Annotated in this window: 26 protein-coding genes and 1 tRNA gene; 6 read left to right on the top strand and 21 right to left on the bottom strand. The window is 58.5% G+C overall.

Going from position 1 to position 26,306, the window contains the following annotated elements:
• Positions 1 to 17 precede the first annotated feature (17 nt).
• The 3 genes from fadJ to C3F38_RS20300 form a co-directional block, all read right to left on the bottom strand.
• A complete protein-coding gene (gene fadJ / locus C3F38_RS20290) occupies positions 18 to 2,183 on the bottom strand; it encodes a fatty acid oxidation complex subunit alpha FadJ (RefSeq protein WP_038876516.1) in 2,166 nt (721 codons plus the stop codon).
• A complete protein-coding gene (gene fadI, locus C3F38_RS20295; RefSeq protein ID WP_033653729.1) occupies positions 2,183 to 3,493 on the bottom strand; it encodes an acetyl-CoA C-acyltransferase FadI in 1,311 nt (436 codons plus the stop codon). The genes fadJ and fadI overlap by 1 nt, the downstream gene beginning before the upstream one ends.
• 197 nt (positions 3,494 to 3,690) lie before the next feature.
• On the bottom strand, positions 3,691 to 3,987 hold the full coding sequence (locus C3F38_RS20300; protein ID WP_072145088.1) for a YfcZ/YiiS family protein: 297 nt from the start codon (positions 3,985 to 3,987) through the stop codon (positions 3,691 to 3,693).
• Positions 3,988 to 4,391: 404 nt separating this feature from the next.
• On the opposite strand from C3F38_RS20300, the gene fadL reads away from it, so the two are divergent.
• Entirely contained in the window at positions 4,392 to 5,732 is a 1,341-nt protein-coding gene (gene fadL, locus C3F38_RS20305) for a long-chain fatty acid transporter FadL (RefSeq protein WP_038876518.1), read from the top strand.
• Positions 5,733 to 5,848: 116 nt separating this feature from the next.
• Here the strand turns inward: fadL and mlaA are convergent, their stop codons facing one another.
• The 10 genes from mlaA to ccmA form a co-directional block, all read right to left on the bottom strand.
• Positions 5,849 to 6,607: a phospholipid-binding lipoprotein MlaA gene (gene mlaA / locus C3F38_RS20310; RefSeq protein ID WP_038876519.1), complete on the bottom strand. Its 759-nt coding sequence runs from the start codon at positions 6,605 to 6,607 to the stop codon at positions 5,849 to 5,851.
• 28 nt (positions 6,608 to 6,635) lie between these two features.
• Complete coding sequence (gene ccmI, locus C3F38_RS20315) at positions 6,636 to 7,850, bottom strand: c-type cytochrome biogenesis protein CcmI (RefSeq protein ID WP_055317287.1); 1,215 nt, start codon at positions 7,848 to 7,850, stop codon at positions 6,636 to 6,638.
• Positions 7,850 to 8,317, bottom strand: coding sequence for a cytochrome c-type biogenesis protein (locus C3F38_RS20320; protein ID WP_038876524.1), 468 nt, complete (start codon positions 8,315 to 8,317; stop codon positions 7,850 to 7,852). The genes ccmI and C3F38_RS20320 overlap by 1 nt, the downstream gene beginning before the upstream one ends.
• Positions 8,314 to 8,865, bottom strand: a complete 552-nt coding sequence (locus C3F38_RS20325) for a DsbE family thiol:disulfide interchange protein (protein ID WP_033653726.1) — start codon at positions 8,863 to 8,865, stop codon at positions 8,314 to 8,316. The genes C3F38_RS20320 and C3F38_RS20325 overlap by 4 nt, the downstream gene beginning before the upstream one ends.
• A complete protein-coding gene (locus C3F38_RS20330) occupies positions 8,862 to 10,832 on the bottom strand; it encodes a heme lyase CcmF/NrfE family subunit (RefSeq protein WP_038876528.1) in 1,971 nt (656 codons plus the stop codon). Before C3F38_RS20330 ends, C3F38_RS20325 begins: the two co-directional genes overlap by 4 nt.
• A complete protein-coding gene (gene ccmE, locus C3F38_RS20335; protein ID WP_004936264.1) occupies positions 10,829 to 11,323 on the bottom strand; it encodes a cytochrome c maturation protein CcmE in 495 nt (164 codons plus the stop codon). The genes C3F38_RS20330 and ccmE overlap by 4 nt, the downstream gene beginning before the upstream one ends.
• Positions 11,320 to 11,556 carry a heme exporter protein CcmD gene (gene ccmD, locus C3F38_RS20340; RefSeq protein ID WP_004936267.1) on the bottom strand — a complete coding sequence of 79 codons (237 nt, stop codon included), beginning with the start codon at positions 11,554 to 11,556 and terminating at the stop codon, positions 11,320 to 11,322. Before ccmD ends, ccmE begins: the two co-directional genes overlap by 4 nt.
• Positions 11,553 to 12,290 (bottom strand): heme ABC transporter permease, encoded by a 738-nt coding sequence (locus C3F38_RS20345; protein WP_004936270.1) that lies wholly within the window; start codon positions 12,288 to 12,290, stop codon positions 11,553 to 11,555. Before C3F38_RS20345 ends, ccmD begins: the two co-directional genes overlap by 4 nt.
• Positions 12,291 to 12,410: 120 nt before the next feature.
• Entirely contained in the window at positions 12,411 to 13,070 is a 660-nt protein-coding gene (gene ccmB, locus C3F38_RS20350) for a heme exporter protein CcmB (protein ID WP_025303731.1), read from the bottom strand.
• Positions 13,070 to 13,702 carry a cytochrome c biogenesis heme-transporting ATPase CcmA gene (gene ccmA / locus C3F38_RS20355; RefSeq protein ID WP_047730165.1) on the bottom strand — a complete coding sequence of 211 codons (633 nt, stop codon included), beginning with the start codon at positions 13,700 to 13,702 and terminating at the stop codon, positions 13,070 to 13,072. The genes ccmB and ccmA overlap by 1 nt, the downstream gene beginning before the upstream one ends.
• A 229-nt stretch (positions 13,703 to 13,931) precedes the next feature.
• Between ccmA and C3F38_RS20360 the strand changes: the two genes are divergently transcribed.
• Together C3F38_RS20360 and C3F38_RS20365 are read left to right on the top strand one after the other, a co-directional pair.
• On the top strand, positions 13,932 to 14,858 hold the full coding sequence (locus tag C3F38_RS20360; RefSeq protein WP_055317286.1) for a formate/nitrite transporter family protein: 927 nt from the start codon (positions 13,932 to 13,934) through the stop codon (positions 14,856 to 14,858).
• A gap of 129 nt (positions 14,859 to 14,987) precedes the next feature.
• Positions 14,988 to 15,062: transfer RNA gene (locus C3F38_RS20365), tRNA-Arg, on the top strand.
• A gap of 94 nt (positions 15,063 to 15,156) precedes the next feature.
• Here C3F38_RS20365 and C3F38_RS20370 read toward each other — a convergent pair.
• From C3F38_RS20370 to C3F38_RS20385, 4 genes are all read right to left on the bottom strand, one after another.
• Complete coding sequence (locus tag C3F38_RS20370; protein WP_223294910.1) at positions 15,157 to 16,431, bottom strand: lactonase family protein; 1,275 nt, start codon at positions 16,429 to 16,431, stop codon at positions 15,157 to 15,159.
• Positions 16,432 to 16,451: 20 nt separating this feature from the next.
• Positions 16,452 to 17,252 (bottom strand): helix-turn-helix domain-containing protein, encoded by an 801-nt coding sequence (locus C3F38_RS20375; RefSeq protein WP_055317285.1) that lies wholly within the window; start codon positions 17,250 to 17,252, stop codon positions 16,452 to 16,454.
• 694 nt (positions 17,253 to 17,946) lie between these two features.
• A complete protein-coding gene (locus tag C3F38_RS20380) occupies positions 17,947 to 18,168 on the bottom strand; it encodes a hypothetical protein (protein WP_004936288.1) in 222 nt (73 codons plus the stop codon).
• A gap of 1 nt (position 18,169) precedes the next feature.
• Positions 18,170 to 19,141: a YrzE family protein gene (locus C3F38_RS20385; protein WP_038876539.1), complete on the bottom strand. Its 972-nt coding sequence runs from the start codon at positions 19,139 to 19,141 to the stop codon at positions 18,170 to 18,172.
• Between the two features lie 231 nt (positions 19,142 to 19,372).
• Here C3F38_RS20385 and C3F38_RS20390 point away from each other — a divergent pair, with 231 nt between their 5' ends.
• Entirely contained in the window at positions 19,373 to 20,869 is a 1,497-nt protein-coding gene (locus tag C3F38_RS20390; RefSeq protein WP_055317284.1) for a helix-turn-helix transcriptional regulator, read from the top strand.
• Between the two features lie 134 nt (positions 20,870 to 21,003).
• Complete coding sequence (locus C3F38_RS20395) at positions 21,004 to 21,255, top strand: CsbD family protein (protein WP_047730161.1); 252 nt, start codon at positions 21,004 to 21,006, stop codon at positions 21,253 to 21,255.
• A 209-nt stretch (positions 21,256 to 21,464) separates the two neighbouring features.
• On the opposite strand, the gene C3F38_RS20400 is transcribed toward C3F38_RS20395, so the two are convergent.
• Together C3F38_RS20400 and C3F38_RS20405 are read right to left on the bottom strand one after the other, a co-directional pair.
• Positions 21,465 to 22,229: an ankyrin repeat domain-containing protein gene (locus C3F38_RS20400; RefSeq protein ID WP_065772169.1), complete on the bottom strand. Its 765-nt coding sequence runs from the start codon at positions 22,227 to 22,229 to the stop codon at positions 21,465 to 21,467.
• Between the two features lie 7 nt (positions 22,230 to 22,236).
• Positions 22,237 to 23,724 (bottom strand): hypothetical protein, encoded by a 1,488-nt coding sequence (locus C3F38_RS20405; RefSeq protein WP_053056855.1) that lies wholly within the window; start codon positions 23,722 to 23,724, stop codon positions 22,237 to 22,239.
• Between the two features lie 384 nt (positions 23,725 to 24,108).
• Between C3F38_RS20405 and dsdC the strand changes: the two genes are divergently transcribed.
• Positions 24,109 to 25,038: a DNA-binding transcriptional regulator DsdC gene (gene dsdC, locus C3F38_RS20410; RefSeq protein ID WP_033648097.1), complete on the top strand. Its 930-nt coding sequence runs from the start codon at positions 24,109 to 24,111 to the stop codon at positions 25,036 to 25,038.
• Between the two features lie 11 nt (positions 25,039 to 25,049).
• On the opposite strand, the gene C3F38_RS20415 is transcribed toward dsdC, so the two are convergent.
• Positions 25,050 to 25,352, bottom strand: coding sequence for a hypothetical protein (locus C3F38_RS20415; protein WP_060442068.1), 303 nt, complete (start codon positions 25,350 to 25,352; stop codon positions 25,050 to 25,052).
• Positions 25,353 to 25,355: 3 nt separating this feature from the next.
• Entirely contained in the window at positions 25,356 to 26,279 is a 924-nt protein-coding gene (locus C3F38_RS20420; protein WP_055317283.1) for a DMT family transporter, read from the bottom strand.
• Positions 26,280 to 26,306 lie beyond the last annotated feature (27 nt).

Consider the following 26,306-nt stretch of genomic DNA (forward strand, 5'->3'; position numbering starts at 1 on the left):
ATCGGGCCGCCCTGCGTTCAGCTCCCCAGCGGGTAAAAGCGCTCGCCCTGCTGCGCCATGCGCTGCAAGCGTTCGCACGGGGCGAAGTGTTCGCCGTGCTGCTGACGCAGGTAGTCCAGCGTCTTTACCACTTTCTCGGCGCCGAGCTCGTCCATATAGCGGAACGGGCCACCGAGGAACGGCGGGAAGCCGATGCCGAACACTGCGCCGACGTCGCCGTCGCGCGCGCTGCGGATCACGCCTTCGTCCAGGCAGCGCGCCGCTTCGTTCAGCATCATCATCACGCAGCGTTGAGCGACGGTCGCCGGCAGCATGTGCGCCTTCGGCGTGACGCCGAGCAGCGTATACAATGAGGTATCCGCACGTTTGCGCCGCTGCCGCTGCTGCCCTTCGCTCGGGTAGAGATAGAAGCCGCGGCCGTTCTTGCGCCCTTTGCGCCCGTCTTTCAGCACCGCATCGAACGCAGCCGGCGCAGCGAAGCGCGGCCCCAGCGCCTCGACCAGTACCGGGATGATCTTGGTGCCGACGTCGATGCCCACTTCATCCAGCAGGGTGATCGGGCCGACCGGGAAACCGAAGTCCACCAGCGCCTTGTCCAGCGACTCAATCGGCTCGCCTTCCAGCAGGCAGCGCGCCGCTTCGTTGATGTACGGCGCCAGGATGCGGTTGACGTAAAAACCGGCGCTGTCGCCCACCACGATGGCGGTCTTGCCCTGCTTGTGCGCCAACGCCACGGTGGTGGCGATGGTCTCTTCACTGGTGCCGGCGTGCGGGATCACTTCCACCAGCGGCATCTTGTCCACCGGGCTGAAGTAGTGCAGGCCGATCACCTGCTGCGGCCGCTGGGCTTTTTCGGCGATGCGGCCGATAGGCAGCGAGGAGGTATTGGAGGCGAACACGGTATGCGTCGCGCAGTTTGCTTCGACCTCGGCCACCATCTGCTGCTTCAGCGCCAAATCTTCAAACACCGCCTCGACCACGATATCCACCTGTTCAAAGCCGGTGTAATCGGTAGAGCCGGAGATCAGCATCATCTGTTTTTGCCGCTCGGCCGGGCGCATGCGCTTGCTGCGCACCCGCTTGCCGAGCACGTCCCAGCTGTATTTCAGCGCGTGATTGATGCCGGTTTCATTGATGTCTTTGATACGAACCGGCAAACCGCCGCGGGTGGCGGTGACGCAGGCGATGCCGCCGCCCATCAGACCGCCGCCGAGAATGCCGACGCGGTGCAGGGCGCGCGGCTGAGCATTGCCGCCCCGCTCTTTTTTCAGCGCGGTGGAGGCGAAGAACAGGCTGCGCAGCGCCGCCGACTGCGGCGTCATCGCCAGTTCGCCGAAGGCGCGCGCTTCGGCCTCATAACCGCTGGCGCTGCCGTGATCCAGCCCGGAGCGCACCACCTGAATGATGCGCTCCGCCGCCGGGTAGTTGCCGTGGGTTTTCGCCAACGTTTTCTTGCGCACGATGCTGAACAGCAGATTTTTGCCCAGCGGGCCGTTGAGCAGGCGATCCTGCCACGGCAGCTCGCGCTGATGTTTCCAGCCCTGTTTCACCCGCTCGATAGCGGTCTGCAACAGAATCGACTGCGGCACGGCGTCGTCCACCAACCCCATGCGCAGCGCCTGGCGGGCGCGAATGTGCTTGCCGGTCAGGATCATGTCCAACGCCTTGGCGGCGCCGACCAGGCGCGGTAGGCGCTGCGTACCGCCGGAGCCCGGCAGCAGGCCCAGCTGCACTTCCGGCAGCCCGAGCGCGGTTTTGTCATCGAGCGAACAGACGCGGCCGTGGCAGGCCAGCGCCAGTTCCAGCCCACCGCCCAGGCAGGCGCCGTGAATGGCCGCCACCACCGGCACCGGGAACGCGGCGATCTGCGCCAGCGTGCTCTGCCCTTTCTTGGCCAGCGTTTCCGCCTCTTTGGCGCTGGTGCAGGCGGCGATCATGGTGATGTCGGCGCCGGCGATAAACGAGTCCGGCTTGCCGGAAACGATCACCAGCCCTTCCAGCGCGGTATGCTGTTGCGCCCGGATCAGCACGTCGTTCACCTGTTCGACGAACTCGGCCTTGAGCGTGTTCACCTTGTCGCCCGGTACGTCGATGGTGATCACGCCGATGTTGTCGGGGCGAATCGTCAGCTGAAAGGCCGACGGTTTGGCGCGCTGTTCATGCAATGCGTTTTCAAAGCTCATCATTCCACCTCCACGATCATCGCGGCCCCTAACCCGCCGGCGGCGCAGGCGGTGGTCAGGCCCAGCCCGCCGCCGCGGCGTTTCAGCTCATGCAGCGTCTGGGTGATCATGCGCGCGCCGGTGGCGGCGAACGGGTGGCCATAGGCGATGGAACCGCCCAGGACGTTGAATTTGTCCATGTCCACCTCGCCGATCGCCTGGCTGCGGCCAAGCTTCTCGCGGGCGAACTCTTCGCTGGCGAACATCTTCAGGTTAGCCAGCGTTTGCGCGGCGAAGGCTTCATGCATGTCGATGAGCGTCAGATCGGCCAGGCCGATACCGGCGCGATCCAGCGCCAGCGGCGTGGCGTAGGAAGGCCCCAGCAGCATGTCTTCCCACACGTCGATGGCGGCGAAGGCGAAGCTGCGCAAATAGCCCAGCGGCTGCAACCCCAGCTCTTTGGCGCGCGACTCGCTCATCATCAGCACCGCCGCCGCGCCGTCGGTCAGCGGCGTGCTGTTGGCCGCAGTAACGCTGCCGTGCTTGCGATCGAACGCCGGCTTCAGCTTGGCGTAGGACGCCAGGCTGGAGTCTTTACGGATGTTGTTGTCTTCAGAAAGCTGCGCGCGGTAAGGCGGTACGTAGGCGGTCATCACCTCATCGCGCAGCCACCCCTGCTGCCAGGCCTTGGCCGCCAGCTCGTGGGAACGGTGCGCCAGCGCATCCTGCGCCTCGCGGGTGATGCCGTGGCTCTTCGCCATCTGCTCGGCGGTATCGCCCATGCGCAGCCCGGTGGAATACTCCGCCACCGCAGGCGGCACCGGCATCAGATCGCGGAATTTCAGCCGGCTGAACAGCTTGAGACGCTGCGACAGCGTGCGCGCCTTGTTGACGTCCACCAACGTGCGCGCCAACGCCTTGCTGACGCCAATCGGCAAGACGGAAGAAGAGTCCGCCCCGCCGGCGATGCCGACGCTGATGCTGCCGGCCATGATGCTCTCCGCCACGTTGGCGATCGCCTGGAAGCTGGTGGCACAGGCGCGCGACACGCTGTAGGCGTCGGTATGGACGCTCATGCCGGTGCCCAGCACGATTTCACGCGCGATGTTCGGCGCCTCGGGCATTTGCACCACCTGGCCAAACACCAGCTGTTCGATAAGCTGCGGATCGATACCGCTGCGCGCCAACAGCTCGCTCACCGCCGTTTTCCCTAAATCCACCGCCGGAATGCCGTGATAGGCAGTCGCCTGTTTGGCAAAGGGGGTACGCAGTCCATTCACAATCGCAATGCGGTCACCATGACGGGTCACCAACGGCAGTGCCTTACTCATAAATGCTCCTGAAGAAAATAACGTCAGCGCAATGGGCAGAAAGAGGTCTGACCTGATGAGGTCATTGTTAACCAAACGGTTACATTTGGCAAACCGGCAGAGATCAAAACTGCGAGCAGGCGCACTTTCTATCGGGGGGCGATGTAGGGAAGGCAATCCCCGACGCGCGGCAGGCGGCGCCGGGGGTAAAGCGGGGATTAACGCAGGCCGAGCTGGAAGATCAGGGTTTCCGCCTGGCAGGCGAAGGTGAAATCGGCCTCCAACTGCACGCCGCCGTCAACCGGTTTAATGCTACTGCTGATGTCACAAGGGTCGGATTCTACCGCGCGCGCCTTTTCGCTCAGGGCGGCCAGCATGGCTTCTGCATCTTGTTGATTGCTGAACACCTGACTGTAGGATGCGGTGCAATCGGTGTTATCCATCACGGTGCCGACATCCACGCAGCAACACGCGGCGGTTTCCTGGGCGCTGCATTTATTAATTGCATCTGACATGATTGGTTCTCCTCAAGGGCCTCGGTTATCAGCCCAAATTGCCGTTTTACTCACCGGCACAAAGCCACAAAATTCTGCAGGTATTTTACGCTTCCGCGCCGGCAATCACTAGCACTTACTTTTACTGGGTGTTTTAAGTGATGGAAATCACAAATAAAAATGAGCGTCTGCTAAGGAATGGTAAGAATTTTGTTATTTACCGCCGGCTTTTTGTTAAGCAGATCTCTTTTTTGATATCAGGTTGGAAATATTTCAAAAACAAACTTGCAACAATTTCACAGGTCAGACCTATACTTCAGCCACTGGTCTGATTTGTCTGAACGATAACGGACCCTACAATCCCGCGCTCCTTGTTACCTTGTGTAACATAGTTTAAATAATAAACACATAATGAGGTTTTGGTCATGAGCCAGAAAAACCTATTGACTAAATCAGCTCTCGCAGCTGCAGTGGCAATTATTTCTTCAAACGTGTCTGCCGCAGGATTCCAGCTGAATGAGTTCTCATCAGCTGGTTTAGGACGTTCGTATTCTGGCGAAGGCGCCATGGCCGATACGGCGGCCTCCGCGAGCCGCAACCCGGCGTTGCTGATGATGTATACCCGCCCGGAACTCTCCATCGGCGCGGTCTTCATCGATCCGGACGTAGACATCACCGGAAAATCCCCTTCCGGCGCCAGTCTGGATGCGAAAAACATCGCGCCAACCGCCTGGGTGCCGAACCTGCATTATGTTCACCCGATTAACGATCAGTTCGCCGTAGGCGGCTCGGTCACCAGCAACTTCGGTTTAGCGACCGAATTCAATAACGGCTACACCGCGGGCGCTTACGGCGGTAAAACCGATCTGCAAACGCTGAACCTGAACCTGAGCGGCGCTTACCGCCTGGATCAACACTTCAGCTTCGGCCTGGGCTTTGATGCCGTCTACGCCAAAGCCAAACTGGAACGCTACGCCGGTGAGCTGCCGAAGCTGCTTGCCGGTCAAGGCCTGCAAACCGGTAAATTGACGCCTCAGCAAGCCGGGATGATCGCTCAGATCCCTGGCGATACCCAGATTTCTCACCTGAAAGGCGATAAGTGGGGCTTCGGCTGGAATGCCGGCCTGCTGTACGAAGTGGACGAAAACAACCGCTACGGCTTCACCTATCGTTCTGAAGTGAAAATCAAGTTCGACGGCGACTACAAGAGCAGCCTGCCGGCGCAGTACAACCCAATTACCCAGGCGCTGGGCGTTGGTTTGCCGTGGGGCACCAGCGGCAGCACCATCCCAGGCTCACTGGATCTGCACCTGCCGGAAATGTGGGAACTGTCCGGTTACAACAAAGTGGCGCCGCAGTGGGCCATCCACTACAGCCTGGCGTACACCAGCTGGAGCCAGTTCCAGGAGCTGAAAGCCACCGGCAGCAGCGGCCAGACCCTGTTCCAAAAGCATGAAGGCTTCCGCGATGCCTACCGCATTGCGCTGGGTACCACTTACTTCTACGACGACAACTGGACCTTCCGCGGCGGCGTCGCCTTCGATGACAGCCCGGTGCCGGCACAGAACCGTTCCATCTCCATTCCGGATCAGGACCGCTTCTGGGTCAGCGCAGGTACCTCTTACGCGTTCAACAAAGACGCGTCGGTCGACGTCGGTGTGTCCTACATGCACGGCCAGAAAGTCACCATCAACGAAGGCCCTTACACCTTCAACTCGGTGGGCAAGGCCTGGCTGTACGGTGCCAACTTCAACTACCGCTTCTAATCTCACTTGAGAAAGAAGCCAAAGCGCCCCACGGGGCGCTTTTTTTTGCCCGTCGCTTGCCGCCGGCATAAAAAAACCCGCCTGACGGCGGGTTTTCATTGGCGTAACGCCCGTGATTACTGCGAGTCGATGTCGTCCAGCTCGCCCTGAATCGCCTTGGCGTTCGGGTTCTCTTCCGGCTTGAGCGAGCCGCCGTTGGCGATGAAATCGTGGCGCTGGAAGTAAGCTTCGCGCACCATGATGTAAGGATCGGAAGAGTTGCGCAGCAGACCATCGGAATCCAGCAGCTGGGCGCGGGTTTCGATCCCCTCGACCACCCACTTGCCCGCCGACATCCAGAAGGTCAGGTAGCTCAGCATCGGATACAGCGTATCCGCAAAATCGCCGCCTTCGTCACGCAGCGTGAAGCTGCCGTAGCCCGGCAACATCACGTACGGGCCGTAACCCACATCGTAATGGCCCAGCGTGCTGCCGAAGCGGTTCGGTTCTTCGCGCGCCAGTTTCGGGTTGGCCATGCCGGCCACGTCGATAAGGCCGCCCATCCCGAGCAGGGTATTCAGGAAGAAACGGTTGAAGTGGATCATCCCGCGGTAAGGATCGCCCTTCAGGAAGGCGTTGACCATGCTGGCCGGCTCTTCCAGGTTGGAGGTGAAGTTGCTGATGCCGTTACGCGCCGGCATCGGCACGTAGTCGCGCCAGGCCACCGCGACCGGGCGCAGGATATAAGGATCCAGGACGTTGTAGTTGAAGTCGAACATCGTCCGGTTAAATCCTTCCAAAGGATCGGAACGCCCTTGCGGATCTTTGTCTGGCGCGCTGGCACAGCCCACCAGTAATACCGTTGCGAATGCCACCCCAGTCAGGCGAAAGTTCATATTTTTCTCCATAAAAACACGTTCGGTCTTATTTTTCAGGGACCTGCTTGTTTATCTGAACGCTAACCTGCTCTTTACCGCTGAATGTCTGCAGCGAGCTTTCGCCGAACCAGTCTCCCGGCTGCGGCGTGGCCAATCCGTCCTGTGAGAGGCGCACACGCACCTGCACCTGATGCTGTGCCGAGAGTAGACGCTCAGGCATCATGGCGTTGCTGTCATCCAGAGAGAAAGACAGCGGAAAACGGCTCAGCGGCAATTGTTTTACCGCCACCGGCACCGGGCTGACGCCGTCGGTAACCGAGATGACCAGCGTCCCCTGCGTCGGCAGGGCTTTCGCCGCCTGCGGTGACAGCGAAACGGTCACATTCAGTTTAACAGTTTCTCCGCCGGCCTGGGCTTTTGCTTGTGCAATGCTGCGCTTTATCACTTCCGCGCGCGGATCGTTGGCCGGCAGCAGCTGCAGCATCACCTGCCAGGCGCCTATCGCCTGCTTGAAGTCGCCCTGTTCGAAGGCATTGAATGCCAGCAGGCTCAGCACCCGCGGATCGCCGTGATTTTCCGCGATCATACGCCGCAACAGCTGCGTCGCCTGCTTGTTATCCTCCGGATCGTTGGAGCGCGTCAAGACCTCAGCATAGCCGAGCCGCACTTCCAGACTATTCGGATCCAATTGATAAGCATGGGCAAACGCCTGCGTAGCGGTGGTGGCGTTGTTCAGCGCCATACCGACCCGCCCCAGCATCATCCAGTCGTTGATGTTGCGATCGTCCTGCTGCAGCGCGGTGCGCAGCCCCAGCCCGAGGCGGGCGATCTCTTCCATGCTCAGCGGTTTGGCGCGCTCATTGGCGACGCGCTCGCGCAATTCCGGCATTTGCGCCTGCACCAGGCGCCAGTCCAGCACCTGCGCCAGTCCGCCGGTTTTCAGATAAAAGCCAACGGTCACCGCCAGCAATAACAGCACGCCCGGCACCAGCGCCCAGCGATTGATCGGCTTCGCCTGCGCCGCTTGCTCGACGGGAATGTCGTTCAACAGATTCTGTTGCAGCTCTTTCACCAGCTCCGGGCGCTCGGCCACCACGCCTTGCTGCTCGTCCTGCTCCAGCTCGCTGAGGCGATCCTGATAAAAAGCCTTGTTCAACGCATCGCGCGTGGCGGCGCTCTGCTTGCCGTGGCGCATCGCCGGCACCACCAGCAACGCGGCGGCGCCGGCCAGCAACACGCAAATAATCAGCCAAAAAGCCATTAGGGTTTCTTCCTGTCAGTCTCTTGCAACAGCGCCGCCAGGCGCTGCCGTTCCCGTTCGGAGAATTCATCGTCCACCGCCGCGCCAGGCCGGCGACGGGTGCGCAGGATCACCACCGCCCCGCCGATCAGCACGAACAGCAGCGGGCCGATCCACAAGATCAGCGTCGCCGGCGTTACCGGCGGCTCGTAGGTGACGAAGTTACCGTAGCGCGCCACCATGTAATCGATGATCTGCTGCTTGCTTTGCCCCTGCATCATCAGCTCGTACACCTTGGTGCGCATGTCGGCGGCGATGATGGCATTGGAATCGGCAATGCTGTTGTTTTGGCATTTCGGGCAGCGCAGCTGTTCGGTCAACTCGCGATACTGCTGCTCCTGCTCGACGGAGTTGAAGCGATAGGTATCGATCGCCGCGGCGGCGCTCCAGCTCAGCAGCGCGGCGCACAGCAGGACAATCAGCCTCATGCCTCACCCCCGTACTTTTTATACAGCGGCAGCACTTCCTGCTGCCAAACGCGCTCGTTCATGTCGCCGGCGTGGCGATAGCGAATAATCCCCTGTCCGTCGATAAGGAAGGTCTCAGGCGCGCCGTAGACCCCGAGATCCAACCCCAGCATACCGTCGCCGTCGTACAGGCTGAGGGCATAGGGATTGCCGAGGGAATTCAGCCAGGTCACAGCCTTGGCACGATCGTCTTTATAGTTCAGGCCAACCACCCGCACGCCGCGCGCCGCCAGCGTATTGAGATACTGGTGTTCCGCGCGGCAGGTCGGGCACCAGGTGGCCCAGACGTTGAGCAATATCGGCTTGCCGTCGCGCAGCACCGCCTGATCGTAGGTTTTGCCGGGCTGATCCAGCGATTCCAGCCTGAAGGTCGGCACCGGTTTGCCGATCAGCGCCGATTCCAGCATGGTCGGATCTTCGCCGCCGGCGTTGCGCGTCAGTTGCACCATCAGCGCCGCCACCAGCAGCAGGAAGAGGACCAACGGGATAAACAGCAGCTTACGATTCATGGTTGTGCCTCCAGCTTGCCTTCGCGCTTGAGTTTTTTGCTCATGCGGTAACGCGGGTCGAGGATGCACAGCAGGCCGCCGATCGCCATAAAGACGCCGCCGAACCAAATCCAGCGCACGAAGGGTTTGTAATACAGGCGTACCGCCCAGGAGCCGTCCTCCAGCTCCTCGCCCAGCGCCGCGTACAGATCGCGGCTGAAACCGCCGTCGATCGCCGCTTCGGTCATCATGCTGCGCGCCACGCTGTAGTAGCGTTTCTCCGCGTGCAGCGTCGCCTCCGGCTTGCCGTTGCGCGTGACGTCGATGATGCCGACGCCGCCGCTGTAGTTCGGGCCGCGAATGTCGTGCACGTCGCGGAACACGAAGTGATAGCTGTGAATATCCACGCTGTCGCCGGCCTTCATCCGCACGTCGCGCTCCACGCTGTAGTTCTGGCTGAAAGCGATGCCGATCACCGTCACCGCCACGCCGAGGTGGCCGAGCACCATGCCCCAGTGGCTACGGGACAGCTGGCGCAGGCCGCGCCAGAAACCGTGACGGTGGGTAGCGCGCTCATGCAGCTCCATCAGCGTCAGGATGATCACCCACAGCGCCATGATCAGGCCCACGACCGTCATGCCGGCGATGCTGTCCTGCAGCAGCCACGGCAGCAGGATTGACAGCACCAGCGTCGCCAACAGCGCCACGCCGAGGCGGCGCCACAGCTTGCTCGGCTCATCGCGGCGCCAGCGCACCAGAGGCCCGATGCCCAACAGCAGCGCCAACGGCGCCATCAGCCAGGTGAACATGGTGTTGAAGAACGGCTCGCCGATCGAGATGCTGCCCAGCCCCAGCTGTTTGTGCACCAACGGCAGCAGCGTACCCAACAGCACCACCAGCATGGCGGCGATCAGCAGCACGTTGTTGCCCAGCAGGAAGGTCTCGCGCGAGAAGGTCTCGTGCTGCACCCGGCTGCGCACCTGACCACCCTTGACCGCGTACAGCAGCAGCGAACCACCGATCACGATCACCAGATAGGCGAGGATAAACATGCCGCGCGCCGGATCGGAGGCGAAGGAGTGCACCGAGACCAGCACGCCGGAACGCACCAGGAAGGTGCCCAGCAGGCACAGCGAGAAGGCGGTGATCGCCAGCAATACCGTCCAGGCTTTGAACGTGCCGCGTTTCTCGGTCACCGCCAGCGAATGCATCAGCGCGGTGCCGGCCAACCACGGCATAAAGGAGGCGTTCTCCACCGGATCCCAGAACCACCAGCCGCCCCAGCCCAGCTCATAGTAAGCCCAGGCCGATCCGAGCACGATGCCGAGCGTGAGGAACACCCAGGCCGCGGTGGTCCACGGGCGTGACCAGCGTGCCCAGGCGGTGTCGAGCCGGCCGGCCATCAGCGAGGCGATGGCGAACGCAAAGGCGACCGAGAAGCCGACGTAGCCCATATACAGCAGCGGCGGGTGGAAGATCAGGCCGATATCCTGCAGCAGCGGGTTGAGATCGCTGCCGTCGATCGGGAAATTCGGCAGCGTGCGGGTGAACGGGTTGGAGGTCATGATAATGAACAGCAGGAAACCGGCGGTGATCATCCCCATCACCGACAGCACCCGCGCCACCGCATCCTGCGGCATCGCCCGGCTGCACAACGCCACCGCCAGCGACCAACAGCTCAGCAACAGCACCCACAGCAGCAGCGAACCTTCATGCGCCCCCCAGGTGGCGGCGATGCGGTAATACACCGGCAGTTGGGTATTGGAGTTGGTGGCCACGTAGGCGACGGTAAAATCGTTGACCACGAAGGCGTGCACCAGGCACAGGAACGCCAGCGCAATCGCGGCGAACATGCCGTAGGTCAGCGGGCGGGCGACCGCCATCATACGGCTGTCTTGCCGCGCCGCGCCCCACTGCGGGTAAATGCTCAGCAGCAGCGCGATCGCCAGCGCCAGGCACAGCAGAAAACTGCCCAGTTCCGGCATCATGACTTGGCGCCCTCCGCCTGCGGCGCGTTATACGCTTCCGCCGGGCCTTTGTGGTTCTCTTTCATCGCGTCGGCCACTTCCGGCGGCGTGTATTTCTCGTCGTGTTTGGCCAGCACTTCGCGCGCATTGACCACGTTGCCCTCGCCCAGCACGCCCTGCGCCACCACGCCCTGCCCTTCGCGGAACAGGTCCGGCAGAATGCCGGTGTAGGTCACGCCGATCGCGCCGCGCGCGTCGTAAATCTTGAAGCTGACCTGCAGCGTATTGGGATCGCGTTTCACCGAGCCCGGCATCACCATGCCGCCGATGCGCAGCCGCTGGCCGACCTCGGGCTTCTCATGATTTTCGCCCTTGCCCTGCAGGATTTCACCCGGGGTATAGAACAGATCGATGTTGGAGCGCAGCGCGTACAGCATCAGGGTCGCGGTCAGCGCGATGCCGATCAGCACAACGATCGCCAGATAAAGGCGGCTTTTACGACGTGGATTCACAATGATTTCTCCCGCGGTGCGGCGGATTTTTGTTTTGATTGTTGCGCATGGCGAATGCGCCGCTCGCGCGCCTGACGGCGGCCGATCTCGGCGAGCAACTGCCGCCGTTGCCAGACGGTGTGCGCCACCAGCCCCAACAGCGAAATCAGCGTGGCGGCGACCGCCAGCCAGACATAGAAGGCGTAACCGCCCATGGCGAAAAACGCCGACCAGGAATCGAACGCGGCATTCATGACTGACGCTCCTTATTCACCAGCCCGGCGACCCACGGGCGCTGGCGCTCCTGGAACAGGATCAGATTGCGCAGGCGCATCAGCGTCAGCGTGACGAACAGCAGCAGGTAACCGAGGATCGCCCAGCGCAGCGGGGTGCGCATGCTTGGCGCGATAGACTGCTGCATATTGGTCGAGCCCTGATGCAGCGTATTCCACCATTCGACCGAAAAATGGATGATCGGGATATTTACCACGCCCACCAGCACCAGAATCCCGGCGGCGCGGCCCGCCAGACGGCGGTCTTCAAAGGCGTTGTACAGCGCGATGACGCCCATATAAAGGAACAGCAGCACCAGCTCGGAGGTCAGACGCGCATCCCACACCCACCAGGTGCCCCACATCGGCTTGCCCCAGGCGGAGCCGGTCACCAGCGCGATAAAGGTGAACACCGCGCCGATCGGCGCCATCGCCGCCACCACGGTATCGGACATTTTCATCTGCCACACCAGGCCGATAAACGCCGCCACCGCCATCGAGGCGTAGATACCCATCGACCACATGGCCGCCGGCACGTGAATATAAATGATGCGGAAGCTGTCGCCTTGCTGATAATCCTTCGGCGCGAAACCAAAGCCCCATGCCCAGCCAAGCAGCAGGCAGGCCGCCGCCGCCAGCCCCAGCCAGGGGATAAAGCGGCCGCAGACGTGATACAGCCGTTCAGGCCGCGCCAGTTGATGTAACCATTTCCACATTGTCGTCAGTGCTCACGGTAATTTTTATGCGTCGGCCGCCCCGAGCGATCGAAACGGCGAAAATCTTCTGCGGGGTACGCTCTTGTCGGCCTTGCCCCGTCTGTTCATTCAATACGTTAGCTAGTGCACGCTCACTCGCAGCGCCGCCGCGGTGGCAAACGGTGCCAATGTCACGCTGCCCGCCAGCATCGCGCCGAGTATCGCCAGGTAACCGTCGATCGGCATGCCCATCGAGGCGGCGTCGATCGCGCCCGTGGCGAAGATCAGCACCGGGATATACAGCGGCAGCACCAGCAGGCTGAGCAGCACACCCCCTTTGCGCAGGCCGACCGTCAGCCCCACGCCGATAGCGCCGATCAGACTCAGCGTCGGCGTGCCGAGCAGCAGCGTCCCCGCCACCGCCAGCCAGGTCTGCATATCGAGCGACAGCAGCAGCGCCACCAGCGGCGACAGGATCAGCAGCGGCAGCCCCGTCACGACCCAGTGAGCACACACTTTGCCCAGCACCGTCATCGGCAGCGGCGTCGGCAGCAGCAACAGCTGCTCCAGCGAGCCGTCGAGGAAGTCGTCGCGAAACAGCCGCTCCAGCGACAGCAGCGAGGCCAGCAGCGCCGCCACCCACACGATGCCCGGCGCAATGCGCGCCAGCAGCTGCGGCTCCGGGCCAATCCCCAACGGAAACAGCGTGATCACAATCAGGAAAAACCACAGCGGGTTGACGATCTCCGAACCTTTACGGCAGGCGATCTTCAGTTCGCGGCGCACCAGGGTCAAAAACATCACAGGCCCCCCGCGTCATGTTCCGCCAAACGAACTTTACCTACCGTTTGGCTGACGCCGGCCAAATCCTGATGGGTGGTCAACAATACCATGCCGCCCCGCTGCGCATGTTGTTCAAAAAGGCTAATCAACTCAGCTACGCCCTGTTTGTCGATCGCCGTCAGCGGCTCATCGAGGATCCACAGCGGCGCCGCGCTGAGCCACAGCCGCGCCAATGCCACGCGCCGCTGCTGCCCGGCGGACAGCTGCGCCACCGGCAGATCCTCGTAACCCACCAGCCCCACCTGCTCCAGGGCGCGCCAGATGGCCGGATGATCGGTTGTGCCGCGCACCGCTTGATAAAACTGCAGATTTTCGAAGGGCGTCAATACGGCTTTGATGCCGGGCTGATGGCCGATAAACAGCAAATCTTGCTGGTAACCCGCACGATCGCGCAGCGTGCTGCGCCCGCGCCAGCACACCTCGCCGCCGTCCGGCCGCGCCAGGCCGGCGAGAATGCGCAGCAAACTGGTTTTGCCCGCGCCGTTCGGCCCTTCTACCTGAATGATATCGCCCGGCTGAACTGAAAAGCTTAGCTCGCTAAACAGGATGCGCTCATCGCGCACGCAACTCAGACTTTTGGCTTCCAGCATCGGGGAACTCATATTTTTCTTTGGGATAGCGAATCATAGCATAAGCCTTTCCCCGCACGCAGCCCGCGGCGGGCGCGCCGACGAGCCAATATGGCGAGCAGGATCAAGAATGCGTGGAAAAAATCGGCGGATTTTAACTCTTGTTACCTTTTTCTGTATTTCGCCGCATTTGGGCCGGGCAACTACGCTTAATGACGTGAACTCACCCTTAATGAGCAGGAGCGACAGCATGAGCGAGCAGCAGCGCCAGGAGCACGAGCCGGATGAGACGATGCAGGTAGAGAGCGAGGAGCAGGAACAGGGCAAGCGCGAAATCGAAGTCAGGGAAGAGAATCTGCCGTCGCGCGCGGCGGCGGTGCATGAACAGATCCGGATGGAAGGCGAAAAAGAGCTGGAGCGCGACGGGCTGGCGCTGCTGTGGTCGGCGATCGCCGCCGGGCTGTCGATGGGCGCCTCGCTGGCGGCAAAAGGCATTTTCCACGCCCGCCTGCCGGACGATCCCAGCCGCTTTTTCATCGAGAACCTCGGCTATACCTTCGGTTTCATCATTGTCATCATGGCGCGCCAGCAGTTGTTTACCGAAAACACCGTCACGCCGGTATTGCCAATCATGCATAAGCCCACGCCGCGCAACCTGCTGATCCTGCTGCGCCTGTGGGGTGTGGTGCTGCTCGGCAACCTGATTGGCACCGGGCTGGCGGCGCTGGCGTTTACCCATATGCCGCTGTTCGACGCCGAAACGCGCGGCGCTTTCGTCAGCCTGGGCGAAGAGGTGATGCGCCATACGCCGGGAGAAATGTTCGCCAACGGCGTCCTGGCCGGTTGGATCATCGCCACCATGGTGTGGATGTTCCCGGCCGCCGGCGCGGCGAAAATCTGGGTGATCGTGCTGATGACCTACCTGGTGGCAATTTGCGATTTGACCCATATCGTGGTCGGTTCGGTCGAGATCCTGTATCTGGTGTTCAACGGCGCGATTGGCTGGCAAGAATTCATTTACCCGTTCGCTCTGCCGACGCTGGCGGGCAACATCATCGGCGGCACCTTTATCTTTGCGCTGATAAGCCACGCGCAGATCCGCAACGATTTGTGCGCCAAAAACCAGGCCGCGCGTCGGCAAGAGGAAAAGCGGCGCCACGGCGGGGAAAAACCGTGATCGCGGTCGGTTAGCCGAGGAAATTTCGGCGTAAAATGGCGAGGTATTGAGCAAACGCGCCGCTAAGCGCTTATTCTGCGGGTAAAAAAAGGTATAATGCCCCGGCAGCTTCGGTTGCCGGTCCGCAGCGTCCCCGTAGTTAAACGGATATAACAAGCCCCTCCTAAGGGCTAGTTACTGGTTCGATTCCAGTCGGGGACACCATTCTTTCTTATCACGCTATTCCTCATCCTCTGCACCTGCAATCCGCCCCTTTTCCCTGTTCAGGTCCGATTGTCGCCGAGCGTTATAATTGGCATCAATTAAAAAACTTAATATCCGTCGGCGTTGAAATCGTCGCCGCCAGCCTTCTGGCCTGCAACTCGCCCTTTTCATCATCGAAATCGAACAGCGTCACGCTATTGGTGAATACATTCGTCACATAGAGATGGTTACCGCCAGCATCGAAAGCGAGCGCACGCGGTTCAATGCCGCCGGCCTCATAGCGCGTCGGCACGCCTGGCAGACCGTCCCTGCCTATTTTTAATACCAGCAGGTGGTTATCGGTGCCGCGATTGGTGGCAATAAGATATCTGCCGCTCGGGCTCAGGGTAATGGCCCCACCGCTTTTCGCCTCCGCCGAATCGAGGCCGCCGTTCAGTTTCACTTTCCCTTGCCGCGTCAATCGATTGTCGTTAACGGCAAACGCCTCTATCTCGCCCGCCATTTCGGTGATGACATAGGCATAGTCGCCTGCCGACGAGAACACCATGTGCCTTGGGCCGGCGCCGGGCGCAAAGGCGACATCGCGCGAAGCATCTGCCTGCAACGGCTGCGCGTTATCCGAACGATAGCGGTAGGCGTGCAGCTTATCGCCACCGAGATCCGCCGCGTACAGGTATTGGCCATCGCGACTGAAGGTGGTGGAGTGCGCATGCCCGCCTTCCTGGCGCCCCTGCACGATGCCGGAGCCGGGCGTAAACGGATAATGCTGTACGCGTTCCCCCAGCCTGCCGTCGCTGCCAATCGGCAATACCGTCACCCCCGCGCCGCCTTTGGCGACGGAGTAGTTGGCGACCAACAGAAACTTGCCGTCCGGGCTGAGGGTGGCATGCGTCGGCTGCCGACCCGCGCTGCTCACCGTATTCAGCACCCGCAGGCTGCCAGCCTGGTCTATCGCCAAGGCGGTCACCGTTCCCGCGTCCTCCTCATTGGTGGCATAGGCGAAGCGGCCATCGCGGGATGTGACGATCCACGACGGGCTTTTCATTTTAATGGCATCGAGCAGCGTTAACGTGCCGTCGCCATTAACCGCCAGACGATAGAGCCCTTCACTGCGGCGTATCGGCTTCTGCACGGCCGGCGCATCCGGAATATGGGTCCAGGTGCCGACTAACGCTATTTGATGCTGTTCCCGATTATTTGCCATCGCATTTCCTGAAAACATGGAGAGCGTTAATGCCAGCGCTAATTGAATAGCCTGCCTGCCCAAACCTTTAACGTTCACTCTGCCAAAGGCAGGCAACGTTAAAGGTAGCATAAAGAGCGCGCGGCGGTGTTTATTAATCGAGCCAGAGGATTTTTCTATACTCATGATGCCTCCTTTCCTCAACACTACGCCACAGGAATAAGTATATCGACATTGATGATCTTACTGTTTAAATGCTCGTGCCTGTATAATTCGATGAAAAAGCTCTCCCTCATTTTGACATTGATAGCCGGCAGATGGGCGTCATAGATACCCTCAAAAAAGGCAATATACTCAGGCAGCTCCCCTATAAAGGGAATGACAATATATTTTCCCATGGGTATATAGAAGTTAAATATGGAATGAAAAACCTCTTGCTCCTTGCCGTTGGCATGCGGCCGCCCCCCTTTTCTTTTTTCTACGCTATAAGCCCTCCCATTTTTACTGAGCCATTTATCATTCGTCTGGGTAATGTCACTGGCATCTCTGTACTTCCTGACGGAGTGGAAAATCAATGCCTTGTACTGCTTCAACATGTCGATATCATCCGGCAAGACCGTATGATAAAAATAGGGTTTATTGTCGCTGCCATACGGTGGGATCTGGGTGGAGAAATCCCATCCCCGGCTGTTCCTAAAGCTGTTGGGCGTTTCGCCAAAGAAACGTTTGAATGCCCGCGTGTAGCATTGCTGAGATGCAAACCCGGATGCCAGGGCGACATCCAATATGTTACCTTGATGCTGTTTGAGCAAGACAGCGGACCGGCTCAGCTTTCTATTCCTGATATAAGTCCCTAACGTAATGCCAAAATAATGTTTAAATAACCGCTGTAAATGCCATTTAGAGTAACCCGAGACAATGGAAACCTTCTCAACGGAAAGCCCCTCTATAATATTTTTCTCCATATACTCCAAGACCTGTACAAGAATATCCTTTCTATAATCCATGAGCGCTCCCTGCCTTTATAAAAATCGTGTCCTTTTTATTAAAATCGTTAACCTCTCAAATCAAGTCATTAAGATTAATCCTAAAAAAAATCACCCTGTCAATGCAATTTTTACGGCATAGGAAAAGTCATCATATAAATAACTGAAAATGATCATGTTATACAAATACGCTTGCGAAAAATCCGTGAATAAAAAATGCGCCAAGCAAAGTGCATCCATTAAAGATGCATTTGCCCCGCCAGGGTGAATCACACTTTATGTTAATTGTTTTATCTTAAAGTGTTTTTTTACGTTCCACGGGCATGGCCGAATAGGAATTTCATCATCAAAAATTAAATCGTGTTTTATTGTTTGGCCGGTTGATAAAACTATTGAGCCGAATACGAAAAAGTATGAACGGTGGCGAAGGAAGATGCGGCGGATAAGCGCAAGATCTTAACCTCGGGCCCGATAATCACAGATCGTCATTGCAAGTTTCTTTTTTATCTTCTCCCGCACGGTGAAGAATCGACGTTTCAACAAACCTTGTTCGATGCCCTATTTTCCCTCCATGTCAATTGGCTCGCCACTGGTGCCCCGCTGAACCGCCTCCCCTTCCCTCGTAACAGTACCGCGTCTGCTTGTGCCACGCTTTATTGACCAAGCGCAGCAAAAAGCCCGGCTCGCAAAGCCGGGCTTTTCATTCACGGACTGATCAATCAGCCAGGTTGTCGATCTCTGCGGACCTGTGCTTACGCAACAGATACAGCAGCAAAGACACCCGCCGCTCGGTGCGTTCCGGGGTATCCGGCGGCAGGTTGTAGCGCAGGGTATAGCGCTCGTTGTTCTCGTTGCAAAAATCGATAACGAGTACGGGCGCAGAGGCCCCGGCTACTTTTCGATAATTCAGCGAAATGCACGACAGGTTTTTTTTCATCTCAACTTACCGCGAGGGTGCGGCGGGTTGATTCGGCAATTCTCCCCACGCCGGCGCTCAGCGCGGCGCCCAACAGCAGCACCAACAGCGACCCCCATGCGGCGCGCGACAGCTGTTTAGCCGCTTCATCGGCCGCTTCACGCGCTTTCTGCTCGGCCTCAGCCTTGAGTTTCTCTACTTTCTGCACCGCCTGCTGATAAGCCTGAGCGTAGTTATCGACGATTTGGCTCGCTTCATCACGGCTCTTGCCGGTGCGCGCCGCAACGATATTCACCAACGCATCCTTATCGGCCGCGCTCAACGTCGGCTCGCCGGACTGCTTGACGCGGTCGAACCACTGCTTGAGCTCGGAGGCGGCCCGCGCCGGATCGGCCGCCGCGTCCATGGCCGATTGCTTGCCGTCGGCGGTCGCCCTATCGGCCTTCTGTTCCAACCGAGCCGGATCCAGTTCCGGCTTGCCGGTCTGCTTGAGCGTGGCGTTCAACTGGTTTTCCAGGCTTCCCCAGTCAAGGCTGATGCCCTTTTTATCCAGCTGTTGCTTGAGGCCTTCGCCCACGTTTGGCGCTGCCGCCGCCAGGCCGCTGCCCGCCAGCGAAAGCCCTTTGCCCACCGCGCTACCCGCCAGCCCCACCACGCCACTCGCCAATGAAACCACCAGCCAGGTGGTCAGCAAGGTGGTGATCGCCCAGCTCAGCAGGCCATGCAAGCCGCCGCGATTCGGTGCGGTGCGGCCGGCGACGAACGCGCCTGCGGCCAGCGAGGCCAGCGTTGAAACCAGCAGCCAGATCCCGGTGCCGGTGCCAAAGCCGCTCAGCGGGTTGCCCTTTTGCATCATATCCACGGCCTGGGCACCGACAGCCGTACCCAGCACGCTGAAGATCAGATAAGTCACCAGCGCCACGGCACTCCCGGCCAATATCGAGCCCCATGACACCTGAAACGCAAAGCGATTTGATTCATAGACAGTGGTCATCGTTGTTCCTTATATTTTCTGGACAAGTGATTGCACGCGCGGCGGATAACCGCGCAGACAAATCCAGTCTGCCGCGCGGCGCTGTCGGCCGTCCCGGTTCATTTGCGCCAGAATGACTAGTGCATTCACACCCTGCGAATACGCACGTTATGCACTAAGCTGCTCAGCGAGTAGCGTAACCCGCGGCCCCCGTGTCAGAGGCCGCTCCCCCTTCTGTCTAGCGGAGAGCACATGAACCCATCCGTCCTGGCCAGCGAAACCCACCGCGGCCACCTGCAGCAAATCATCTCCGGCTTGTCCGACGGCGTGATCCTGACGGATACCGATCAAACGCTGCTTTGGGCCAACGAAGCCGCGTTGGCCATGCATGGCGTGAGCCACCAGAAAGCCTTGGGGGCCAATGCCGCCGAGTACGCGGCGCGGTTTGCCCTGCGTTATCGCAACAATCACCCGCTGGCGCTGGAACAATACCCGCTGAACCGGGTTGCCGATGGCGAGACCTTCACCGATGTGGTGGTGGAAGTTCGGCAGGTCGACGATCCGGACAGCTTCTGGGTGCACCGCCTGCGGAGCCTGATTATCACCGATGCGCAGGGGCAGCCGGAGCTGCTGGCGCTGATCCTGAGCGACGCGACGGAGTGGGCCAGCGCCGAACAGCGCTTTGAAAAAACCTTCAACGCCAATCCGGCGCCGGCGGTCATTTGTCGGCTAAGCGACCTGCGTTACGTCAAGGTCAATCAGGGGTTCCTCGATATGACCGGTTACCAGCGTGAACAGGTTATGGGGCGTTCGGTCTATGAACTCGACGTATTGGAACAGGCTGAGCACAAAGAGCTGGCGATTCAGCGCCTGGGGGAAGGCGCAACCATTCCGCAAATGGAGGCCGAGCTGAAACTGCCCGGTGGCGGAAGCAAGCTGGTGGTGGTTGCCGGCCAACCGCTGGACATCAATGAAGACGACTGCATGCTGTTCACGTTTACCGATCTCGAACCCCGGCGTCAGGCGGAATCGGCGCTGCGGGAAAGTGAAGAGCGGTTCGCTAAGGCATTTCGCCTGAGCCCGGTGCCGACGTTGTTGTGTACGGCGCACGAGCGGCGCGTGCTGGACGTCAACGAAGCCTTCACCCGCACCACCGAGTACGACGCCGAAGCCTTGATCGGCAAAACGGTCGATGAGATCCAATTTATTGACGATCCCGAGGCGAACCGCCGTTTGTTTGCCGCGCTGGAAAAAAGCGGTAACGTCGAAGGGCTGGACATCCGGGTGCGCAAGAAAGGGAGCGAGTCGATCGACTGCGTGGCCTCGGCGGATGCCATCAGCATTCACAATGCGCCCTGCTACCTGCTGGTGCTCATGGACATTACCGAACGCAAACGCTCGGAGCTGGAGCTGGTGAGCGCCATCGAAGAAGTGATGCAGGACGCTTCCTGGTTCAGCCAAACCTTAATTGAAAAACTGGCCAACGTGAAAAGCATCAACCGGCCCGATCAGACCGGATTTAACGCCAGCGATCTCACGCCGCGCGAGCGCGATGTGCTGGAATTGATTTGCGAGGGGCTGCCGGACAAGAAAATCGCGGCGCGCCTCAATCTGGCGCTCAACACCATTCGCAATCATGTCGCGACGGTCTATTCCAAACTGGGCGTGCATAGCCGCAGCGAAGCCATCGTCTGGGCCAGGGAGCGCGGGCTGTTTACCGGCGGGCCGGCCACCAGGAACGGCAAGTAGCCTGCAAATGCACTATCCTTACCGATGCAAACGCCCCTTATAGGCACAAAGTGAAGTGCATAACATGGAGGTGCAAATGCAGGTTTTCGCCCTGTGCGGAAGCCAAACGGATCGAACCTTAGGAGCGCATCATAATGAACAGCGAAAAAGCCAATGGCATGATGGAAAAAGTGGCGGGCAAAGCGCAGGAAATGGCGGGCGACGTCACCGGAAACGAACGTTTGCAGGCTGAAGGCGCCACGCGCTATGCAGCAGGCGCGCTGCAAGAAAAATACGGTGACGCCCTGAGCTGCGCCGGCAGCATGATGAAGAAAAACCCCCTCGCCGCATTAGCCCTCATTGCCGGCGCTGGCCTGTTGGCCGGCCTGCTGCTGCGCCGCCGTTGATGCGCGCCGACCAGCACACAGTCTTTCCCTGAATGCCGCGCTCGGAGGGTCACCACCGGGCGCGGTTCTTCGCGGCCAGGAAATAAAGCCGGGTGAGATGAGCGACCTTATCGATTTATTCAATCAGTATTTATAGAAACCTATGGCTCGCCTTTGTTTCAACGCAGGAAAAATTTCTTCCATACCCTATCTATCACAACGTCCGAAAATTATGACCTCGGCCATTTCACCCCACGTTCGATCATCATTTTTTTGATGGTCAGACATTCGTCATTATACTCCCCGCCTTCTTTGCTGCTTTTTATTTCTTTACTGACCATCTCAACTAAGGAAACGCCTTTCTTATTTATGGGGTTAGGATTAGCGCCGTTATTAAGAAGATACTTAACATTATCAAATGATGAATACCTAAAAGCATCCATCACCACGGTTTGGCCAAGAATATCTCTTGCTTCTAAGTTCGCACCATGTGCAACCAGAACCTTCAGGGTTTCTGAGTTCCTGGCTTTTGACGTTTGAAATATGATAGGTAACTCGTCTACCTTGCCCCGAGCATCTGGAGACAATCCCCCATCAAGCAATGCCTTTAACCAAATACCGTTGTCTAATTTTGCCATCCATTCAGCAGGACTGGCACCGCCATTGGGGCGAGGTTGCAGTGGATCGGCTCCGGCCTTTACCAACTCGGTCGCAATCTGCAGCCGTTCCGGCGTGGCATTGTCATGAGTCGACGTCGCCAGGGCATAAAACAATAATGTCATATCGTGTTCACCGGAGCTGTTCAGATCCGTCTCTTTCGCCAACCGTTTGATGTCGCCGATATTCCCATCGCGGATAGCCTTAGCCAACACAAGCTGTTGACCTGTAAAGTAACCTTCTGGCGGCAAGTCCATTTCTTTCTCCTTACATCCGGTTGTAAGCATCAATCCAATCGCGATGAACAGCGCTGCGAACACGTTAAAAACTTGTCTCATTAAGCTACTATATCCTGTGACCGATTGTGGCGATATCATCGTCTTTTTCCTGTTCGATGCAGTCTATCACTTGTTGGATGCCATGTCGGTCACCCATATTGCCCACACCGCCATCAAGCGTGTGTTTAACACCAACGGCATCCGGCAAATGCGACGATAATTTTTCCTTCGCGGCCAATAACGCAAGGTTGCCATTAACGTCGATAAAATCTTGCCTGAGATCGACTTCCTGTAACCTCGTCAAAACTTCGCCCTTCACCCGGTAGGCGTTGATAATATCTTCACGGCCCACCAAGGAACCGCCATACTTTTCCACGGTACTCGAATTCAACCCCGCGGCATTAAATGTCCACCCTGGCTTACCGCTAGCAATGGATGCAGCAGAAGCCAAACCGCCCCCCAGAGAATGCCCTGAAATATCGATTTTTGTTGTAGAGCCATCTAATCTTTTACCTATAGCAACAGCCTTTTTATAATATTCAGAGTCAGCCCCCCGACCTTGATTGAAATTATTCGTCCAGTCTTCCAGATTTTTTATCTCCGGCAGTTCACGATCGATAAATAGCTTCTTCGCTGCATTCAATTTGCCATTAGGGAGCTCAGGCATTCTTGAACCGCGAAAGACGACTGTCGGATTCATATCATCGCCAAACACGGCTCTATCAGGTGCATAAATTCTCGACAAAAAGTTTGCTTCGATCTCATTATCAAAAAGCATGTCCCTGCGAAGTTCCAATTTTTCCAAAAAACCGCCGTCATTACTCACATCCCGCCATCCTTCCGGCACGCCAGGCGTAGCCGCCAACGGATTGGTCGTGTTATAGACATTCTGCGCCAGCTTGGCCTTTTCCACCGCGACGTTATTTTGCGCCAGGCGTTGCGCCGCAATCCGCGCATCCGGATAGATACTTCGCTCCCCCCGACCAATCAGATATTTTCTCGCCTGCCAACGCTCCTGTTTGCTCATTGGGCGAACGACCTCTTTGATGACGGTAAGGCTTGAGCCAACGGCGGCGGCCACCGCCTGCATCAGCGGCGGATTTTTAGCGGTGTTTTGTCTCGGGGGCAAGGAAGTTGGTTTAGGCCTGGCGGCGTATCGGCTGATCATCTCTTCATAACGTTGAATTATACGTTCGACTGGGTACTGCGGCGGCAATACACTGCCGGGATAGCGCTGCAGGCGCCCTTGCGCATTGATGAAAAACGGATATTTGACGGGGCTCCAGGCACCGATACTTGCATCGACGGCCAGCAAACTGCCGCGTTTTAGTTCATCAAACACGCCGCGCTTCATGCCGCTATCTTCCCGGTAACTCGATACGCCAATACCGGACTGCGTATTGCGCGTGATAGTGTGCCTGCTCGATATCGACGACATGGACGAACCGCCGAACAGGTAATGTCGCTCCAGCTCATAACGCGCATCGGCGGGATTGAGGATGCGGGCGAATTTCTCCGGCGCCAACGATTCCGACATAAAATAAATCAACTGCACAATGGCCTCCCTTCGGCTTGCTACTGGCTTTCCCTTCGTCTGTCAGTGAACGTCACTGGACGAGCCAGTTTTTCATCATACCTACTGATCTACTTGACCGATACGTGCGTAAGAAATAACGGCCTTATTTTTCACCGTTTCTCCTTCTACGTCACATTTATCTTTAACAGGTTTATGTCAGACCTCGTCAATTTCTAATTTCAGTCTGCCAGCAGACAAGTCATTTATCGGTTCATGTTATCTCATCATCTTAATCCTTAAAATCTATGACGGTAATCAGTAAACAGGGCCCTGATATATAACCTGAACATATTAATCAACTTGGGTTTATCACTCATACCATTAAGTGTTAATATTGGCGCATTGCGCGCACGGAGAAATAGCATGTTCCCCAGTAAAAAACATTCACAGCGGGCCACCCCGCTGACCAGCTATCAATTTTCCCGGCTGCATACTTTCGAATGCGTCGCACGTCATTTATCTTTTGCGCTGGCGGCGCAAGAATTGTCGATCACCCCCAGCGCCGTAAGCCACCGCATTAATCTGCTCGAAAAGGAGTTGGGCTTCCTGCTATTCCAGCGCTTTCATCGCAGAATTACCCTGACGCCGGAGGGCGAGCGCATGCAATGGGCGCTGGACAGCTCCTTCAACACGCTGAACCAGGAAATTCTGGACATCAAGAATCGCGAGCTGACGGGGACGTTGACCCTCTATTCGCACCCCTCTCTGGTGCAATGCCTGCTGCTGCCGCGCATCGGCGACTTTATCGCCCAGCACCCCACCATTCACCTCAACATTCTGACCGGGCAGGAGATCATCAACCTGGCCAACCGCGGCGTGGACTTGGCGATGTACTTCGGCAAACTGCCCTCGGGGCGGCATCTGGACGAGGCCTTTATGCAGGAATCGATGGTGCCGATCTGCACGCCACAGTATGCCGCCGCACATAGCCTGTACGATGCGCCGGAAAACCTGGCCCACTGCACGCTGCTGCACGATCGCTACAACTCCGGCGAAGACGAGTGGCAAACCTGGTCGCAACACTTTGCGCTGGGGCTGGATACCGACAGTAAAAGCATGGAGTTCGACCGCTCCGATCTCGCGGTGCTGGCCGCCACGCGGCACCTTGGCGTCGCCATGGGGCGGCTCAATCTGGTGCAGGACTGGATCAAAAGCGGCGAGCTGATCATTCCGTTCACCGACATGACCGTGCCCTGCGAGCATTGCTATTTTACCTCGACCATCTCCGAGCGGCAGTGGCCGAAAATCCTCGCGTTTAAGCAGTGGATCATGAAAATCGCCCCTCTGGTCTGATGGCCAGAGGGTTAGCGCTCTATTTTGGGGGAATAAGAAAAATGCAGCGCGCAGGCGTAGAGCCGACCGGCCTTTGAATAAGAGATATATTTGCGGTTTTTATCCCAGGTAAGCAGGGAATTATTGGCAAAATAATAAACTTCCAATCTCCTCCCATTAGCCAACCTCGACCAGCCTCGGCTTCTTATCACGGTAAAATCACCGTTATCGCTGAGCGTAATCAGCGGTACGCCCCAGGCATAGCGGGATATTTGCAGCTGAATAATGAATTGGCTTTCGCAGCTTATTTGGTAGTTCTGTACATCAACATCCATAATTTATATTTTTGGTGCCACCCTTCGGTCAAAATAAATAAGATAAGAACAACTCACCACGATTAATCCCAGCACGATCAGCACGGCCCCCAATACAAACTCAATTTGCAACGGCTCACCGAGAATGACGCTCCCCGCCAGGATACCGAATACCGGCGTCATAAAGGTGAGAATGCCCAGCGAGGAGGCCTGATAGCGACGCAGCAGCGAAAACCAGATCAGATAGCTGAAAAACGACACCACCACGGTCTGGAACAGCAGGCTGTACCAGGCCACCGGGCTCAGGGTGAAATGCAGGTTTCCCGTCGCCAGCGCCGGCAACGACAACAGCACACAGGCGCCCGTCAACTGGCACAGCAGCGTCTGTTTGGCCGGGCACTCCGCCAGGCGCGTGGTGCGGATCACCAGGGTAGAAGCTCCCCAGGCGATCCCCGCCAGCAGGCCGTAGAGATCGCCTTTCAGCCGTTCTGCCCCGCCGTTTTCCACGGCCATGCCCGATATGGCCAGCACCACGCCGCCAAAGGCGATGAGCATGCCCAGCCACTGCACCGGCGACAGGCGCTCTTGAGGAAGGAGAAAATGCAGGCCAAGGGCGGAAAACAGCGGCGCAGTGTACAAAAACACCGCCATATGTGAGGCGCTGGTGTAACGCAGCCCTGCGGAGACAAAAAAGAACTCCAGCGCGAACAATGCCCCCACGCTCAAACCGGCGCACAGCGTGGCGCGATCCCAGGTGAAGCGCTCGCCGCGGCCGCGCGCCAGCAGGTAAACCGCCAGCGCGGCGAGACCCGAGCGAATGGCGATTTGCAGCACCGCCGACACATCCGGCTCGGCGGCCTTGATTGCCACCTGTTGCATTCCCCAGATGGCGCATAGCATCACCATCGCGGCGGCAGCCCTGACGTCGATTCCGATTCTCGCATTCATAATAGGGTTCTCGCCACCGTGAGAATA

This window comes from Serratia sp. SSNIH1 (genome assembly GCF_002935055.1).
GTDB classification, from domain to species: Bacteria; Pseudomonadota; Gammaproteobacteria; order Enterobacterales; family Enterobacteriaceae; genus Serratia; species Serratia nevei.